Here is a 17860-nt window from a genome sequence, read left to right on the forward strand (position 1 = left end):
GGCCACCCCGCCCGTCGGGTAGCCTGGTGCGGTTGCCGACGCAGGCGACCCTCCTGCCACGGATCGACCGTGGCCGTGCAGACCAGAGGAGGTGGTGAGGTTTCCATGCGTCCATACGAAATCATGGTCATTCTTGACCCCACGCTCGACGAGCGCACTGTCGCTCCGTCGTTGGAGACGTTCCTCAACGTCGTCCGCAAAGACGGCGGAACCGTCGAAAAGGTCGACATCTGGGGTAAGCGCCGGCTGGCCTACGAGATCGCCAAGCACGCCGAAGGCATCTATGTTGTCGTCGACCTGAAGGCGGAGCCGGCAACGGTCTCCGAGCTCGACCGCCAGCTGAGCCTCAACGAGTCGGTCTTGCGCACCAAGGTGATGCGGACCGACAAGCACTAACACCCCGTGGCCGAGTCGTGGGCCCACCGTCGGTGGATTTGCGTAGGCTCAGCGAGGACACGTGCCATTCACCGTCGGAGAAGCGAGCAGCAGGGCGGAACGAGGAGGAAATTGTGGCTGGTGACACCACTATCACCGTTGTCGGAAACCTGACCGCCGACCCCGAACTGCGGTTCACCCCGTCCGGTGCCGCCGTCGCGAATTTCACCGTGGCGTCGACACCCCGGATCTTTGACCGCCAGAGTTCGGAATGGAAAGACGGCGAGGCACTGTTCCTGCGGTGCAACATCTGGCGCGAGGCCGCCGAGAACGTCGCCGAGAGCCTCACCCGTGGCGCGCGAGTGATCGTCACCGGCCGGCTCAAGCAGCGGTCCTTCGAGACGCGCGAAGGCGAGAAGCGCACCGTGGTCGAGGTCGAGGTCGACGAGATCGGGCCCTCGCTGCGGTACGCCACGGCCAAGGTCAATAAGGCCAGCCGCAGCGGCGGCGGTGGCGGGGGTGGCGGCTTCGGCGGCGGAGGCGGGTCCCGGCAGGGATCGGCACCCCCGGCGAGTAGCGCACCCGCCGACGACCCGTGGGGCAGCGCCCCGGCATCCGGGTCCTTCGGCGGCGGCGACGACGAACCGCCGTTCTAAAAGAACTTCAACAGTAAGAACGAAAAGAAAGACAGTCATGGCCAAGTCCAGCAAGCGACGTCCCGCTCCGGAAAAGCCCGTCAAGACGCGAAAGTGTGTCTTCTGCGCGAAGAAGGGCCAAGCGATCGATTACAAGGACACCGCGCTGCTGCGCACCTACATCAGTGAGCGCGGCAAGATTCGTGCGCGTCGCGTCACCGGGAACTGCGTGCAGCACCAACGCGACGTCGCGATCGCGGTGAAGAATGCCCGCGAGGTGGCGCTGCTGCCCTTCACCTCCTCGGCGCGATAACCGCCGACGCTCGAGCGAAAGTACGAAAAGATGAAGCTGATTCTGACGGCCGACGTCGACCATCTCGGTACCGTCGGCGACACGGTCGAGGTCAAGGACGGCTATGGCCGCAACTTCCTGCTCCCGCGCGGTCTGGCGATCGTCGCCTCGCGCGGTGCGCAGAAGCAGGCCGACGAGATCCGCCGCTCCCGCGAGAACAAGGCGGTGCGCGACCTCGGGCACGCCAACGAACTCAAGACGGCGATCGAGGCGCTGGGCCCCGTCCAGCTGCCGGTGCGGACGGCGGCCGACTCCGGAAAGCTGTTCGGCTCGGTGACCTCCGGGGACGTCGTCGCGGCCATCAAGAAGGCCGGCGGGCCGAACCTCGACAAACGAATCGTCCGGCTGCCCAAGTCGCACATCAAGGCCGTCGGCACCCACCCGGTGTCGGTGCACCTGCATCCCGAGGTCGACGTCGAGGTCGCCCTCGAGGTTGTCGCGGAGAGCTAAGCCTCCCACGTTTGCTCTGACCCGGCGGCGGCCGTCATCGGCCGCCGCCGGGTTCAGTTGCGCTGCGCGCATGTTTTCGGGTCCCAGCGCGGGCGGTCGCGGACGCGCGCGCTAGCGAACTATCGCCGCGGGGTGTCCCGGGGACCTCATTTACCCTGCCGTAACGCTACGAAAATATGGCTGAAAGCCAACACGCCCGGCGCAGTAACCTGCGACGACACGCCGTAGAGATTCTTGTCCACACGAAATTCATGCCGTTACATGGCCCTTAACAGCAGCGATGTCGAAGCTCCTTGAATTGATACACAGGTTCTCCACACCCCACTCAACACGGGTGTTGAAGGATATGCACACACCATGCACAAGTTCATGAACAGCACCCCTTTCACCTCCTAGCCAGCAACGTCTAACGTCGTCCCGTCGCGAGGCGTACGAATGCTGCGCGGTGAAGGTGTCGGCTCCTTGACTTACGCTGACGAGAGCGGTTTTCGAATGTACGTTCGGGTGCGTGGTAAGGGAGGAGGGATCCATGGCGGTCGTCGATGACCTCGCGTCGGGCATGGATTCGCCGCCGCCGAGTGAGGACTTCGGACGTCAGCCACCGCAGGACCTCGCGGCCGAGCAGGCGGTGCTGGGCGGCATGCTGCTGAGCAAGGACGCCATCGCCGACGTGCTGGAACGGCTGCGGCCCGGTGACTTCTATCGCCCCGCGCACCAGAACGTCTACGACGCGATCCTGGACCTCTATGGCCGCGGCGAGCCGGCCGACGCGGTGACGGTGGCCGCGGAACTGGACCGCCGCGGGATGCTGCGCCGCATCGGCGGTGCGCCCTATCTGCACACGCTGATCTCGACCGTGCCCACCGCCGCCAACGCGGGCTACTACGCCGGCATCGTCGCCGAGAAGGCGCTGCTGCGCCGGCTGGTGGAGGCCGGGACGCGGGTCGTGCAGTACGGCTACGCGGGTGCCGAGGGCGCCGACGTGGCCGAGGTGGTCGATCGCGCGCAGGCGGAGATCTACGACGTGGCCGAGCGGCGGCTGTCGGAGGACTTCGTTCCGCTCGAGGACCTGCTACAGCCGACAATGGACGAGATCGACGCGATTGCCTCGAACGGCGGCATCTCGCGCGGCGTGCCGACCGGATTCACCGAGCTCGACGAGGTGACCAACGGTCTGCACCCCGGACAGATGATCATTGTGGCTGCGAGGCCTGGAGTGGGGAAGGCGCTCGCCTTGGATACGCCGCTGCCCACCCCAACCGGCTGGACGACGATGGGTGACATCGCCGTCGGTGACGAGTTGATCGGCGCCGACGGGCGGCCGACGCGGGTGGTGGCCACCACCGATGTGATGCTGGGCCGGCCCTGCTACGAAGTGGAGTTTTCGGACGGGACGGTGATCGTCGCCGATGCCGAGCATCAGTGGCTGACCGAAACACGTGCGTCGCGGAAGTCGGCGCAGGCTGCGGCGGTGGGTTACAACCGCTCCAAGAATCAGCGCACCTTTGCGGCGGTGCGAACGACGGCTGAGATCGCTGGAACCCTGCGCTGTGACACGCTAGACCGGCGACTGAACCACAGTGTGGTGAACGCGCGCGCGCTTGACCTACCCGAGCACGAATTGTTGATCCCGCCATACACTCTCGGTGCCTGGCTCGGGGACGGCACCAGTGCCGCAGCCCAGATCACCACGGCCGATCCTGAACTCATCATGCGGATCGAAGCGGATGGCGTGGTGGGGACACTGCAGGCGCGGCTGCGCACCCTCGGCGTGCTCGGGAACAAGCACATTCCGTTGGAGTACCTGCGGGGTTCCGAGGCACAACGACGGGCGCTGCTCGCCGGGTTGCTTGACACCGACGGAACGGTGACGGCGGGCGGGGCGGTCCAGTTCTCGGTCACCAACCATCGGCTGGCATCCGATGCCGCCGAACTCATCGTCAGCCTCGGCTACCGCTGCCAAACCTCGACCAAGCGCGTCCGTGGCCGTCGGGAGTCGTCCAGCATCGCCTACACCTTGACGTTCTCCACGGACGACGAAGTGTTCGCTTTGCAGCGAAAAGCTATCCTGCACAAGGAGCGTCGAGCCGCCACTGGCACCGTGCGCTCTGGCTCACGCTTCATCGTCGACGTCCGCCGAGTCGAGACAGTTCCGGTGCGGTGCGTCGAAGTGGACAACGACAGCCACCTCTACCTGGCCAGTAGGGCGATGATCCCGACGCACAATTCCACCCTCGGTCTCGATTTCATGCGGTCGTGCTCGATCAAGCACCGGATGGCCAGCGTCATCTTCTCGCTGGAAATGAGCAAGTCCGAGATCGTGATGCGGCTGCTCTCGGCCGAGGCGAAGATCAAGCTCGCCGACATGCGCTCGGGCCGGATGAGCGACGACGACTGGACCCGGCTGGCGCGGCGGATGAGCGAAATCAGCGAGGCGCCCCTGTATATCGACGACTCGCCCAATTTGACGATGATGGAGATCCGCGCCAAGGCGCGTCGGCTCAAGCAGAAAGCCGACTTGAAGCTGGTGGTGGTCGACTACCTGCAGCTGATGACGTCGGGCAAGAAGCATGAGTCGAGGCAGGTGGAGGTGTCCGAATTCTCAAGGCATCTCAAGCTTTTGGCCAAGGAGATCGAGGTCCCCGTGGTCGCGATCAGCCAGCTCAACCGCGGTCCCGAGCAGCGCACCGACAAGAAGCCAATGCTGTCGGACCTTCGGGAATCGGGATCATTGGAGCAAGATGCCGACATGGTGATCCTGCTGAACCGGCCGGACGCCTTCGAGCGCGACGACCCGCGCGGGGGAGAGGCGGATTTCATTCTGGCCAAACACCGCAACGGCCCGACAAAGACCGTCACCGTCGCGCACCAGCTGCACCTATCGCGTTTTGCCAACATGGCGCGGTGATTCTGTACTGCTGTCGAGATGCAACGAAGATTAGCGAATAGGCTCTGCCAGATTATCTAGCCGCTAGAGCATTGCTGCACCCGTCATCACCTGCGATTTTGCCAGCCTTCGGGAGTCGTAGGGCAGGTGTCAAAGCCGCACGAATGAGTGTTTTGGCTCCGATATCGGAGCCACCGGCAACATTATGTCAAGTTGATGTCTTGTGTCGGTGTGCCGGCGTTGTTACCGTTTATGCGTGTCCACCGCCGGTCATCGGCGCGGATGTGGCCGCTAGGGCGTCTCGCGCAAATAGTCCGGGGAGCGGTGGTCGATCTGGTGCAGGTCGGCGCCCCTATGCGTCTCCTCGAGGCGGGATATCGTTCGGCTCCGACCACTTTGGTAGCGGCGGAGATTCGAGGCCTGTTGCAGCGAGTCGGCGAGGCGCGGAAGTTTTTCAGCTAGAAGCCGTTGGCGCAGTCAGGTGGACGTTCCGGTCGGGGGTCCGCGAAGAGGTGATCTGGGACTGGCAAGCGCGCAACAGTCCGCCGCTGCGTTCGCTGCAACCCGTCCGTGAAACTCGTGCCTCGTGGCACGCGCGGCACATTCCGGTGTCGGCGTTCTCGATGAGCAACGATGACCACGTCTGGTTGGAGTCCGGTCTCGAGCACGATCTACTGCGTAAATGTGATCGCGATCCGCGCGTCAGTTGGCTGGTCTCACAGCCATTTCGACTGTCGTGGGGTGGACCGACGCCAGGCCGTCACACGCCGGACTTGCTCAGTCTCTCGGCTGAGGACGACGTCACTGTCTGGGATGCTCGGCGGCTTGACGAGCAGGACGAGACCTTTTCGTTTCAGGCCGAGGTTACGCGTAAATGTTGTGAGACGGTCGGCTGGCGGTATGAGGTCTTCAATGGACTAGCCACGGTTGAACGCTTGAACCTATTGTGGCTGCACGGTTTCAGGCGACGTCCCGATTGGCTGCCCCGGCAGATTGGCCTGATCCGACGTGTTGCCGGCGCCGATGGTATCTCTCTTAAAGACTTATTTGCGTTTGATGACGGCTCAGGTGAGCTGAAATCGGTTGTATGGCACCTTATTTGGCTCGGCGCGCTCAGCGTCGACCTCATGGCGCCGATTGATGACGATTCTTTTGTCGCTGTGGATGAGGAGTTGTGGGATGTCTGATGGGCGTACGGCCCTTAGCGAGGGGGCACGCGTACTCACGGGCCGAGGCACGGGGGTGGTGGTGTCGATCGGGGTGTCGGGGTGGACGATCAGGGACGCCTTCGGCGGTCTTGAGGTCATCGGGTACTTAGACGTGATTGCGGTGCGTGAAGTTCGGGCGGGCGAAGTTGCACCGATGGCCGATGCGCTGCGACCCCTCTGGGATGCCATTGATGAGAATGCTAGGACTACGGCGTTGGACCGCTTGGAGGTGGTGCAAGAGATTTTTACCGGTTACCGGGAAGGTCATCGTGAACTTGCGCGCGAGGGTGAGCCGCGATATCCGTTCGGGCCCGGGTTCGGGGTTTCTGAAACTCGGCGGTGCGAGGTCATGGCCAGCGTTCTCGCAGAGGAACTCGTTCGTGACCGGGCTGTCCAGCGGCGCGTTCAGGATGGCGAGATACGCGCCATCACAACGAATCCCAGCACGATCAGGAAATGGCTGCGGGGATGGAAGGACGGTGGGCTAAGGGCGCTCATCGACGGTCGCAGCCTGCGTGGCCGGAAGTCGTGGGATCTGATAGATCTGCGATATCGAGAAGCAGCTGTGCAAGAGGTCGACGCCCTCGACGGTGATAAGTCGACGGTAGCGGACGCAGAGATCCATCGGCGGGCGCTTGTGCGACTCAAAGATGACGGCGCCAAGGATCTCGTGATCCCACAGAGACTCTCTGGCGAGTTTATTTCACAGCTAAGGAAGCAGCGAGGGGCGACGCCGCGCGCTCAGCGCAGCAACCGTTTGCGGGAGACATCGGGCACGCAACATTTTCCCGCCATCCGCCCCGGCCAGGTGGTCGCTATTGACGCAACGAGGGCGGACAATTTGGTCTATTCGCCGCTGAGCGGAAAGCCTTATAGCGTCGAGATTTTGACGGCGATAGATGTCTGCACGCGGGTCGTTGTGGCGCTGCGTGTGACACCGCGAAGCGCTGACGGCGTAGACGCTGGGCTGATGGTCTACGACATCTGTCGTCCATTTTCTGCCGTCGTGCGGGGGACCACGATGACTGATTGGCGATGGGTCGGCTTGCCGGAGCACCTCGACTTGTCTCACATTTCAGTACGTGTTGGACGCCAGCTGTTCGCGCCAGATTTTACGACGTTGCAGGGTGCGCACCATATTCCTTCGGTACGTCCGGACGCGATCCATGCCGATCAAGGCGCGATCTTTGTTTGCAGGCTGTTTCGGGCGCTGCTTCGTACCCTTGGGATTGACTTGCTGTTAAGCCGTGGCGGTCATCCAACGGATAATCCTCACGTCGAACGCTGGCATGAAACGTTGCAGCGAGCTCTGCAGCAGTACCCAGGTTATAAGGGACGCAACACTTCTGAACGCGGGCGGTTGGTGTCTAAAGAACCGTTGATGACAGCTCAGCAGCTGCAAGACCACTTACGGCGGTTCGTCGCGCTGGACTATCACCGTGACTGGCACACCGGCATGATCCTTGACGGCGAGCCGGGAGCGAGGATGTGTCCACTGGAGATGTGGGATGCATGTACAGAGGCCACGGGCCGAATCGACGTGCCGCAAACACCCGATCTGATTTACCAATTCTTACCCGTGAAATGGCTGACCATCAGTCATCAGGGCGTCGAGTGCGCCAACTTGGTTTACGACTCGCCGGTGCTCAACGACTACCGAACTGTACCTGTCGGTTACTTCCGCGATGGCGATCGTGCGGCACCGTTTCACGTCGATCCGCACGATATGTCGCGTATCTGGTTTCGCGACCCCGTGACCGACCGGGTGGATCCTGTGCTATGGCGCGGCGCTATGTGCACGGATGCCCCGATGACTGCCCGCATCGTCGCCACCGCCTGCCGCCGGGTCCGTGATCGAGGCGGCAACACCGTTCTCAACAGAAATTCCGCGACGCGCCAGATCCTCGACGAATTAACGGAGCTGTCTCGGGTCACTAAACCGTCCGGGGACTGGAATCCTGTTGTGGCGGCGACACTTCGCGTTGAACAAGCACGCCGGGATCACAACGAAGCGCAACGCGCCATCCATGAGTATCCGCTGAAGAAACACATAGACGATCCGACCGCGACGGCCGTGTCGCGCGATGTATCGATCCGTACGCGGTGGCCGGACCTATTGACCGAGGACTGATTACACGTGGACTCTCGCTGCTGGCATGACTGGTGCATCTCTACTCCACCAGCCGAACCGGCGCCGCTGACACTCAAGCAGTGGAACGCCCTCGGCGATACGCCGCGCAGATCCCATATCAAGCAGTTGAGGCGGTGGCTTCGTCAGTGTTACTTCGAGACCACTCAATTCAACGCGGTAACTAAGCGATTAAACGCAATCGTGGAATTCAACAGTGAAACGCTGCCCGGCGCTAAGCAGATTGCGGTCATCACCGGGCCGAACACGATCGGCAAGAGCGCATTTGTCATGAACTGGGCACGGCAGTGCTACCTCGGCTGGACTGAACACGCTAGCGTAGGTGCCGGGGGCTACCCGGTGTGGTATCCGACGCCGGACGTTGAATGTGACCTGTGCCCAGTAGTGATTTTCAACCTCCAAGAAGACGCTCAGGTGAAGGCGCTTGAATCACAAGTCTTGGACTTTCACCGCTTGCCCAGCGATAGCACCGCCCATGCCACCACTAGGAGCGCGATCAAGGCGGTCATCCGTCACCGGGCTCAAGTGGTGGTGATCGATGATGTCAATCTGCTGAGGACCGAGTGGGGCAGAACGCGTCCTGTTCTTGACCACATCAAATTTCTCAACACCGTCCTGGGTGAAACCAATGCGAGCCTTGTGTTGGTTGGGGCCAACCTATTAGGGGGTGGGCTATTGAATGATCCGCAGATCCAGGGCAGGTCGAAAACAATCTTGGTAACCCAATACGAGATAGACGAACCCGATGAGCAGCGCGCATGGCAGCGCGTAATCCGAGACATCGAGAAGCAACTTCTTCCCCATCTACCAGCGGGCAGGCCGGGGATGCTGTACCGAGACCTTGCGGGCGAAATATGGTTTCGCACGCAAGGCTACTTTCAAGATCTCAAAGAATTGATCTGCGAAGCGACGCTCGCGGCGACCGACGACGGCACCCACAGGATCGTGCGCGCCCACCTCGATGCAGTGACCCTCAGTGATCGGGCTGAATTGAGGCGGCGCGAAATGATGGATCGAGAAGGTCTCCTCAAGGCGGTCAAGAAGAATGCAGGATCAAAGACGCGGACCGCTAAGACATCATCTACTGCCGAGGACGTCCCGCCCTCATTGAAACGAAGCGAGAATCGCCGGTCCGGTCAGCCAGGGCGCTCGTCGAGCACCAGTGACCGCAGGCCTGCCTCAGCGGCGGGCGCGAGCCGCTCCGAAAACTCGCGGTAGCTAGCCTTTGCGCGCGCAGTCACGGAGTTCTGCCAAGCAGGGCTTGCCCCGAGCCATCCCTGAGCCGGCTCACACCACATCCAGGTGATGGCATACAGCAACGATGCCGGGCGACGATCGGGCCGAGATGATGTGCGCCAGCGGTCGAACCAGGCACTGGGGTCGGAGGCGAGGGCCGCAACGCGAGTTTCACGCTGACGGAAGTTGCGGTCCCGCGGCAGCACACGCAGGGTTCGCTGCACCGCATCGGCGAATACCGCCGGTGTCGCACGCATTCGACCGCTTGCGGCTCGTGCCGTTCGCCAGCCGATCGCTGGATCTAGTCCGAGCTGTGTTGCGGCTGCCGGCCAGTTCTGTGCCGCGGTGACCGATCGCGCCAGGCACAGCGAGACGTAGAGCCGGCCCGTCCATTGATAGCCGCCAAGCATGTCGTCGAAGAACTCGACGAACAGCTCGAGATCGAGCAGTTGAGGGACCGCGCAGATCGGTGGCAGCTGCCGGACCCTCATCCCGTTGAGCCGGCGGCCAACGTGATGTCGCCCCGAAAGGGCTGCAATGATCAACTCGTGGGTCGTCGCGGTGCGGGTGGTGCGATTGAGCAGCCAGTTATTCGGTCCGTTGGCGACGCCCGAGATCGGCGCCAGCCATGTCGCGAGGCGCGCTCCGGCGTTGGTGAGTGTGGACTGACCGAGGATGGCGTTGGCTTCTGCGAGAACGTGTCCGCGTAATGCAGAGCTCCTGGGCGGACTGATTCCCCACCGGGGGTTGCGCAGTTCTGCCATACGTGAGGCGGATTCGTTGTGGATGAGGCGTGACCATTCGGGTGATGCAGAATCGCGGGCGGTAGTAAGGAGGTGGAGCAGCATCGTCGCGACGTGCCGCAATTCGGCGAGAAAGATTCGAGGATCGACTTCGCGGCCCAGCATGTCGACGCGCCGACCCGCCAGCGCCAGCGCAACCATGTTCACGGCGGCGACTGCTGCCGGTGCTGCACGTCGGGTTCTTTGGTTCACGATCGGCCACGCGCAGTGGCGCTGAAGTCCGATCGGGTTGCCGCACAGCTGGTCTGGACCTACCGACGGGCGCATGGGGGAGTGCCTCCGTATCCGGAAACGCCGTCGGCACGCAGCGCATTGGGTGAGCAGTTCCACCTCGTGAATCCTGCATACCGCGACCAGAGGCAGCCGCCACTCCAACCTCCATATCCCGTCACGTGCCAGGCATATGGGGCAGGCTTGGGAGCCATGCGGGGGGAACCAGCCCTGTGCGACGAGGCTGCGGTACGTGTGCCGCCGGCTGGGATCAAGCCCCTCCAGATGGAGCGGCAGCCCGTCGCCATAACGCACCAGCGTGGCTGCAGTGAGCGCCGCGCGGTCAGCCCCGCCAAGATCGGCAATCGCTTCGACGGCGGCGCGCTGAGGCTTGATCATCAAAAACACCAACGCCATTGGGTCTGTGCCAAGCGCCTCACGCATGAGCTTGTGCAAGGTCGCGGTGGAGAGCCCGTTCGCCTCGGCGAGCCGCTCGAGGTAGCCGTCCAGCGCTTCAGCCGGGTGTAGCGCAGGGCGACTCGGCAACAGTTCCAACATGACAACGACCAGTCAGCCCCGTTCGACAGCGGACCCGCTGCCAGAGCCAGCTGAACGCAGCACCGCCGGCACAGTCAGCAACCACCACGTCAATGTACTACTAGTAGGGCAGACATCGGGCGGGGTTCGCCGATAACTGAAGCGGTGCCCACTCGTCCGAATCAGAACACTCCGGAACGCGTGGCGCAATGGGAGCAATCCCGACTACACGTCGGGGCCAACATCCGCAGGGTGCGTACTGAACAGGGCATGACGCAGGAAACCCTCGCGCTGAGGTCCGGTGTGACACGCAACGTGCTTATCGACGTGGAATTCGGCCGCCGCGGGCTGCTCTACGAGCGACTCTTTGACATCGCCGACGCTTTGCAGGTGTCCATCTGCGACTTGATGGCTCCGCAAGCGCACTCATCACACCGGGATCGTCAAACTCGCCCGGATTGATCTCTATGGCAACGGCGGTCGAGATGTCGGGAGCGCGGCTGGGTCCGCGAACGCTCCCGCTGGGTATCATGCCGGTGCCCGGGGAGGCACTCGAGTCGTGGTTGGCGGCACTGGCACAGTGCCTCGATCTTCAGTGGGGCAAGTTTCTCAGCGTGATTCTTCCCCGGAGCCTCGTGCCAAGGCCGCACTCGCTGGGTCGGCTGGACCTCACCGCACACCTCACGGAAGCGGAACTGCGATCCATCTCCGCGGCGACGGGTGTTGACGCCGCCTCCATCGAGGCGTTGACGTGGCGGCGATTCGACGGCCTGGTAGGCACCGTCGATGTCGCCCAACGGCAGATGAAGATGAGCTGGCCCTTCCGCCGGTTCCGATTCTGTCCGGAGTGTGTGGCCGATTCGCACGGACGTTGGCAGCTGGAGTGGCGACTGCCGTGGGTGTTTGCCTGCCAGAAGCATTTCCGCTTGCTCGCTGATAGCTGCCCGGCGTGCGGACATACCCAACGCACCAGCCGCGGCTGGCTCAGGGGCGATCTCGTCCCTGCTCCCGAACTGTGTCGTGCAACTGCACCGGACGGAAGTCGTTGTGGACATCTTCTGTCGGCAACATCAACCAGTGCTCTGACGAAAGGACATCCGTTCCTCAAAGCGCAGGCGGCGCTATCCAACATTCTCTCCGACGCGACGGTAGCTGCGGGCTTATACGGAACGATGCCGGCGTCGACGAAACAGTTCCTCGCGGACCTGCGGCTGTTGGCGATGCGGTTTGCTGAGGCAATCGATCCGCGTGAGCGCACGGTCATCACGTCGCTGCATCCGGGCAGCGACCTCGTCGCCGTGTGGGACAGCGTGGAGGTCCGGCGGTGGCGCGCCTCGCCGAAGACGCGTCGCACGGTGCCGGCGCTGATAGCCGCGGTGGGAATCACTTCCGCGCTTGAGGTCCTGCTGTGTCGCAGCGTGGACGAGGCCGCCACCCGGATGCAGCCACTGCTGGCCACGCGCCGCCAAGCCGGCAACAGCGTTTACAACGGGGCTTTGACCACGAGAAACCGCAATCCCGTCATCGACGCGGTAACGGTGCGGGCACTTCGGGATTCAATGGGCCCGTTGGACCAACTGCGATACCGAGCGTGGGAGCCGTTACCGCGATGGTCACGTAAACTAGATGCGTCAGCCCTACGCAGTATCCCTACCTGCCTGTGGAGCGACTGGGCGATTCGGCTGCTGCCCCCGGACCGAAGGACCGGGCGGCGCGGCGCCACACGAGCGGGCCTGGCCATGCTGCTGCTCGCGGTGGGCAATCGCGCTTCCGAACCCGAGATGGCAAAGAACCTCGCGATCGCGCGATTAGCAGCCAAACATGCTGAAAACCCTTGGATTCGTGTCAGATTGCTCCTGCGTGACCACGGGTGGTGGCCTAACGTCGCGACAGCACTGACGAGGCTGGCCGACCATCTGGCTGATCACCCGAGCCCGATCGACTATGCGACGCGACGGCGTCTGGACTACCGAAAACTCTTGCCAGACAACGATTGGCGGGAAATATTCGCGTCGACCGATTTCGGGAACCTGGACTGCGCCCACACTGGACAACGAGTCCGGAACTGGATGTTCGAACGGATCAGCATGTTGCCCGCCGACATGTCCCCCTTCACCGCACGCAATCCTGAACCGGCGGGCCATGTCCTAGAACCCATCGAATTGCTCGCACCCCCAATTGCTGATCGGCTCGACACCATCGCATCACGATTTCTCCAGCAGCACAGGATCGTTGATGAGCCCGTCGCATGGTCGCCGCCGCTATCATTGGTCGCCGATCTCGACCTGCCCGGACCCGACGTCGAGGCGCTCAATATCGAAGTACTCCATCAAGCGATCCTCGCGGGACCGCGATCGATCAGTGGCGCTGCCGAAGGCATGGGTGTGCGGCCGAGGGTAGTTCGCCACCTCCTGGAAAGGTCGCCGCTGCCTCAACCCGTATGCCGAGGACAACAGCGGCCAAAGAAGCCCACACGCCTCGACCGCGCACGCCTTCGACTACCGGGTGCTGAACTCGCCCGACTGCACGAACAGAAGAAATGGTCGCTCTACGCCATCGGAAAGTATTTCGGCATCGATTCAGATGTCGTCAAACAACTGGCCGTCGAGCAGGGCATTGTCATCAATCTTGTCTCGGTGCTACCGAAACCCGTGGACGCCGAGTGGCTGTACCGGGAGTACATCGTCAACGAACGCACCATGGAAGACATCGCGCTCGAAGTCGGCATCAGTCCATGGACACTGCGCGCGAGAGCCAGCGAACTCGGAATACACAAGCGCCGCGTAACGCCGCCCATTTCCGAGGCCTGGATCTACCAGGAGTACATGGTCAACAAGCGCAGCCTAACCGACATGGCGCTCGACGCGGGCGTCGACAGGCAAGTCCTGGCCAGGCGAGCGCATAATCTCGGAATTCCCGTGCGCCGCAACCCACCTCGTCGCGCCACGTCAGTTATCACCCGGGAGCGGTTTTATGCGGAGTACGTAACCAAAAACCGCAGCCTGACGGACATGGAGCGGGACTTCGAGGTCTCCCACGGGACTTTGCGCAAGCTCGCCAACGGATGGGGAATACCGCTGCGCCGAAGCCGTCAGCGGCAAGCAACGCTGGCTACCCAGACCGGGCGAACGAGGAGTCAGCGATCAGACGCCGAACGCCAGAGTGAGAAAAGACCACACGTGTTCAACCGGCGGTCACAGACGCGTTAAACACAGATCCCGATGCGCCAATGGTGGGTCGCGACTACGGCCGAATCAGTCGACGCTGGCATCGGCAGGCCTTGAAATCTCTGCACCGCAGTCGATGTCAGCCGCAGTTATTTGGAGGCACAGGCATTACGCTCCGGCTGCAAATGTAAATCTCGCCGACCACGCCGACCCAGCACACTCGAGGTATGCTACTACTAGTAGCACACCCGATCTGTTTCAGAAGCATCTGCCTGCAGGCGAGGAGATGCTGGCCAAGGAGTTCGTCGTGGCCTGCGGTGCGATCGGATCACCCACACTGCTGTTGCGTTCCATGTTCGCGCTACGTCATGTTGACGCGCACCGCTCAAGTTCAGCCCCAGAAGTGTTCTCAGGCTTTCGGTGAGCCCCGGGAGGGCAAGTCGGGGCGACTCTTTTGCGGCATGCTCCGCTTCCAGCGCGACCGGCCATTACCCGTCGAGCCGGCTCTTTGGTCAAGCCACTCCCGAGGCTCAAAGCCAATATACTACTAGTAGTGAATTAGTCCAGCCGCTTCAATGTGCAGTATCGCGCGGGTTTTGGTTAGAGGTATGTGCCAGTCGGGGTTTCAGCCCGGTAGCGGCCGCGTCCGACTTCAGCGAGGAGTGCCTCAGTACTGACATGTCGCTCAACGCCGGTGAGTACGGCCCGACGTACAAGCTCGCGGATGTCGCTTCCGCTGGTGTGTTGGGGTAGCGCGGCCGCAACTGTGCCGCTGTCGACGGCCCCGCCGCCGGGGAGAACGCGGAGCAGCGCGGTCAGGATGCGAGCGGAGGCGCTGCGGTCGGGGTAGCCGATCTCGATGACAGAGTCGAAGCGGCCGGTTCGTATCGCGGCTTTGTCTAAGGTTGCGGCGTCGTTAGTAGAAGCGAGGGTGAGGATTCGTGACTCGGGCCGAATATCCATGGCGCCGAGTAATTCTGACAGTCCGGCGCCGGGACCGGACGCGCGGTCTCGGCACCAGAGATCGACATCCTCGAGAATGAGCAGTACCGGGCCGCCGAGTTGTTGGGCTTCTTCGACAACGGCGGTCAGCAGTTGAACGCCGGCCTTGGCCTCGACGTAGATGACCGTGAACTCGCCGACGACTTCCTTCGCCACTACCGCGCTGACCGCGGACTTGCCAGTGCCGGGTGGGCCGCACAGCAGGACACCGCGCCGTGCCCCCAGGCCGCTGGCGTTGAGGAGCTCGTGGCGATCTCGTACTGCTGCGATCGCCAAATCGATTTCAGTCCAGACCGTTTCTGGCACGATCACATGATCGCGGGTTGCCAGGGCGGGCAGGTCAATCACCGTGAAGTTGAGGCCCTTGACCGCGGTCGCACGGATTGCTCGACCACGAAAGGGGTTGAAGTCCGCGGCGCGAGCGGTCAGCCGGTCCAGAATCTCGCGGGCAGCGGCTTGATCTCGCTGCAGCGTGCACACGCTGACTTCTGGTGCTCGCAAAACACTGTCGCGCGTTTCGATCCCAATGACGCATCCGATCGCAGCGATTGTTCCAGCGGGGAAGTGAACCTGGAGGCATTGAGGGTGGCGGTAGATTCGCCCACCGACCTTCGTCTGGGTCCACGATGGTGGCTGTGTGTGTTCACCAGAGCCGATCTCGCAGGATGACCCGTGGTCCTCGATCCATTGCGCTAACACCAACGCGGTCGTTAGCCGTGATACCGCGTTAAGCGCGCTTTGTTCATCGAGCAACTGGCCGCCGTCGATGACACACAAGCAGCGCAGTGCGAATTCTTCTGCTGTCTCGGTAGTTTCGGCATGGTCACCGACCCCGATCAACAACTCCCCGAGGGCATGCAGTGCCTGACCAACGCCAGGATCGAGACCACGTAGCCATTCGGCCACATCGGTGACAGGCCGGCGCCGCTCTGGCAAGTCAACCGATGTATCTACGGCCCGCGGGTCATAGTTCCGGGAGTTCATGTGCTCCTAAAGATCGTGGGATCGGTTTCGCGATGCGGCCAGACCCGCAGGGCACTGGCTAACACATCATCCGGTAATCGGGGTTACGAGTTTGGCGGGCAGGCGATCTCGCTGATAGACACGATCTGGGAGGAGAGCCGCCAGTGCTCTGTCCGGTCGGGTTCGTGGGGATCGACAAGGTAGACCAGTGAGGTGGATCCGACCTGCGGCCAACGCTCGACACAGGTAATCGGCATGGGTTGGTTGTCGTAATCGAATGATCCCGAACGACTGCGGGGACCAGGCGAACGCGTGTAGGTCATCGCGTCGAGATCCCATACATGGGTGCTGCCTTGAGTCTCAACGAGCCAACAGCCGCCTACTCCGGGCGCCAGCGCAGCGACTTGCCGCGGCGCTGAGTTATACGCCGGCGCGGCTTTCCGGCTTGGTCGAGGACCGCTCACGACCGAACGGGGTGATCGCACGGAGGCCGGGTTGCCTTCTCAGGCAGGAAAGACCGCGGCGAGACGCCAAACAAACGGGCTAGCTGATCGACCATCACGATAGTGGGCGCAGCTTCGGCTCGGTATAAGCGGTAAATCTGAGTCCGTGACGGCGCAATTGCAGGAGACTGCTGTGCGAGCAGCTGATGAACAGTGAGAGGGGTAAGTTTTCTGGGCTTTGTCCTTTTATCGACCCGCTGAACACGGTGGCGCGCGGTGAGCTCTTGCAAGCGGTGAGCGAAGAACGCGACAACCGGAGAGCAAGACGATTGATTGATGGCTGGTAATGATGCTTTGTCCTTCTTAGGCACCTCAACTCCAACTGTTATGTGTGATGGATGACTTATTACTACTAGTAGTGATTACAAAATGCAATCTAAACCTAGTTGAGTGGTAGTTCAGCCGGCCCAGGGCCTCAGACGCAGCGAAGATCGATGTGAACCGGTATGCGGTGCGCAGCGGGACGACGGTGGTACGGAAGCCGCGAGGGTTACCCGTGATGGAACATTTTGTTTTTAAACGAGTGAACAACGAGTCCGAAAGCAGATTGATAACCGCATTTATAATCCGACCAATAAATGCGTATTGTTTCGGTGGTATAGATGGTTTAAATTGACCGACCGCTCGCACTATCAGCAAATTTCTGGGTTCTAATAACGTTGGATTATCACTTCCTACCAAAGTTCGGAAACGCACGTCGTCAGGATTTAACGCCCCGCTCATCCACTAGCTTGCCTTTAGAAGGTCTGGTCCCTGCTGAATAATTCGAATTCTTCAGCCTCGACCAGCCCTTTGATTTTGCAAGAGGAGTTATTGCTTGCGCTGCCGCCGAGGACGGGTCGGTTCTTCTGGCGGCAGTAGCTCACGGGCTTCGACGCCTAGCGCTTTGGCGATGTCGTACAGCCGCTCGAACAGAAGGCCGCGGCGGCCGTGCTCGACATGGAGGATCACATTTAGGCTCACGCCGGAACTATGGGCGAGCTCTTCTAGCGTGAGGCCGCGTTCGTGCCGGAGGGCATGGATTTTCGCGCCGACCAAGGCCCTGTGGCGAGCCCAATTTTCCGCCTTGGCGGGGTCAGTTTGGCTCGGACGGGTGGGCACTCAACAAGTACTCACGGCCACAGCAAAATAGTCATCGCTACTAGTAGTGAAAAATCATGAGGTCAGAACGTCGATGCATGCGGCCATCGGGGAAACACCTCCGGCTACGCGGATCTCTCGGTGTGGGAAAGATGCGCTCCCGCAACAGCTTTCCACAGGGATGTCGCGGTATTGTGACATCACCGCCCCAGCATACGCACCGGGAGCGCATGCGACCGCAAGGAGTTGGACCGACAGCGGAGCGATCGCGGACCCGGGCTCCACGATTCAGCAACCCAAGCG

At 62.0% G+C, this 17860-nt stretch carries 13 protein-coding genes; 10 read left to right on the forward strand and 3 right to left on the reverse strand.

Annotated elements, in window-relative coordinates; genetic code table 11:
* The first annotated feature begins 105 nt into the window (after nucleotides 1–105).
* The 8 genes from rpsF to U8D42_RS22075 all read left to right on the forward strand — a co-directional run bounded on the left by rpsF (nucleotide 106) and on the right by U8D42_RS22075 (nucleotide 9274).
* Complete coding sequence (gene rpsF / locus U8D42_RS22040; protein WP_067007424.1) at nucleotides 106–396, forward strand: 30S ribosomal protein S6; 291 nt, start codon at nucleotides 106–108, stop codon at nucleotides 394–396.
* A gap of 113 nt (nucleotides 397–509) precedes the next feature.
* A complete protein-coding gene (locus U8D42_RS22045; protein ID WP_085239258.1) occupies nucleotides 510–1031 on the forward strand; it encodes a single-stranded DNA-binding protein in 522 nt (173 codons plus the stop codon).
* Between the two features lie 37 nt (nucleotides 1032–1068).
* Nucleotides 1069–1323 (forward strand): 30S ribosomal protein S18, encoded by a 255-nt coding sequence (gene rpsR, locus U8D42_RS22050; RefSeq protein WP_085239257.1) that lies wholly within the window; start codon nucleotides 1069–1071, stop codon nucleotides 1321–1323.
* A 30-nt stretch (nucleotides 1324–1353) separates the two neighbouring features.
* Entirely contained in the window at nucleotides 1354–1812 is a 459-nt protein-coding gene (gene rplI, locus U8D42_RS22055; protein WP_007166948.1) for a 50S ribosomal protein L9, read from the forward strand.
* 529 nt (nucleotides 1813–2341) lie between these two features.
* Entirely contained in the window at nucleotides 2342–4720 is a 2379-nt protein-coding gene (gene dnaB, locus U8D42_RS22060) for a replicative DNA helicase (RefSeq protein WP_322858221.1), read from the forward strand.
* A 491-nt stretch (nucleotides 4721–5211) separates the two neighbouring features.
* Nucleotides 5212–5886, forward strand: coding sequence for a TnsA-like heteromeric transposase endonuclease subunit (locus U8D42_RS22065; protein WP_180984688.1), 675 nt, complete (start codon nucleotides 5212–5214; stop codon nucleotides 5884–5886).
* A 55-nt stretch (nucleotides 5887–5941) separates the two neighbouring features.
* Nucleotides 5942–8038, forward strand: coding sequence for an integrase (locus tag U8D42_RS22070; protein ID WP_322858220.1), 2097 nt, complete (start codon nucleotides 5942–5944; stop codon nucleotides 8036–8038).
* Nucleotides 8039–8239: 201 nt separating this feature from the next.
* Complete coding sequence (locus U8D42_RS22075) at nucleotides 8240–9274, forward strand: TniB family NTP-binding protein (RefSeq protein ID WP_231110839.1); 1035 nt, start codon at nucleotides 8240–8242, stop codon at nucleotides 9272–9274.
* Here U8D42_RS22075 and U8D42_RS22080 read toward each other — a convergent pair.
* On the reverse strand, nucleotides 9193–10863 hold the full coding sequence (locus U8D42_RS22080; protein ID WP_322858218.1) for a TniQ family protein: 1671 nt from the start codon (nucleotides 10861–10863) through the stop codon (nucleotides 9193–9195). The two genes, U8D42_RS22075 and U8D42_RS22080, sit on opposite strands and share 82 nt — an antisense overlap.
* 144 nt (nucleotides 10864–11007) lie before the next feature.
* Between U8D42_RS22080 and U8D42_RS22085 the strand changes: the two genes are divergently transcribed.
* Together U8D42_RS22085 and U8D42_RS22090 are read left to right on the forward strand one after the other, a co-directional pair.
* Nucleotides 11008–11304, forward strand: a complete 297-nt coding sequence (locus U8D42_RS22085) for a helix-turn-helix domain-containing protein (RefSeq protein ID WP_062886270.1) — start codon at nucleotides 11008–11010, stop codon at nucleotides 11302–11304.
* A 5-nt stretch (nucleotides 11305–11309) separates the two neighbouring features.
* Entirely contained in the window at nucleotides 11310–14051 is a 2742-nt protein-coding gene (locus U8D42_RS22090; RefSeq protein WP_081241793.1) for a TniQ family protein, read from the forward strand.
* 558 nt (nucleotides 14052–14609) lie between these two features.
* Here U8D42_RS22090 and U8D42_RS22095 read toward each other — a convergent pair.
* Nucleotides 14610–15995, reverse strand: coding sequence for an AAA family ATPase (locus U8D42_RS22095; RefSeq protein ID WP_062886273.1), 1386 nt, complete (start codon nucleotides 15993–15995; stop codon nucleotides 14610–14612).
* A 1292-nt stretch (nucleotides 15996–17287) separates the two neighbouring features.
* On the reverse strand, nucleotides 17288–17578 hold the full coding sequence (locus U8D42_RS22100) for a helix-turn-helix domain-containing protein (RefSeq protein ID WP_076221280.1): 291 nt from the start codon (nucleotides 17576–17578) through the stop codon (nucleotides 17288–17290).
* Nucleotides 17579–17860 lie beyond the last annotated feature (282 nt).

This window comes from Mycobacterium europaeum (genome assembly GCF_034555895.2).
GTDB classification, from domain to species: Bacteria; Actinomycetota; Actinomycetes; order Mycobacteriales; family Mycobacteriaceae; genus Mycobacterium; species Mycobacterium europaeum.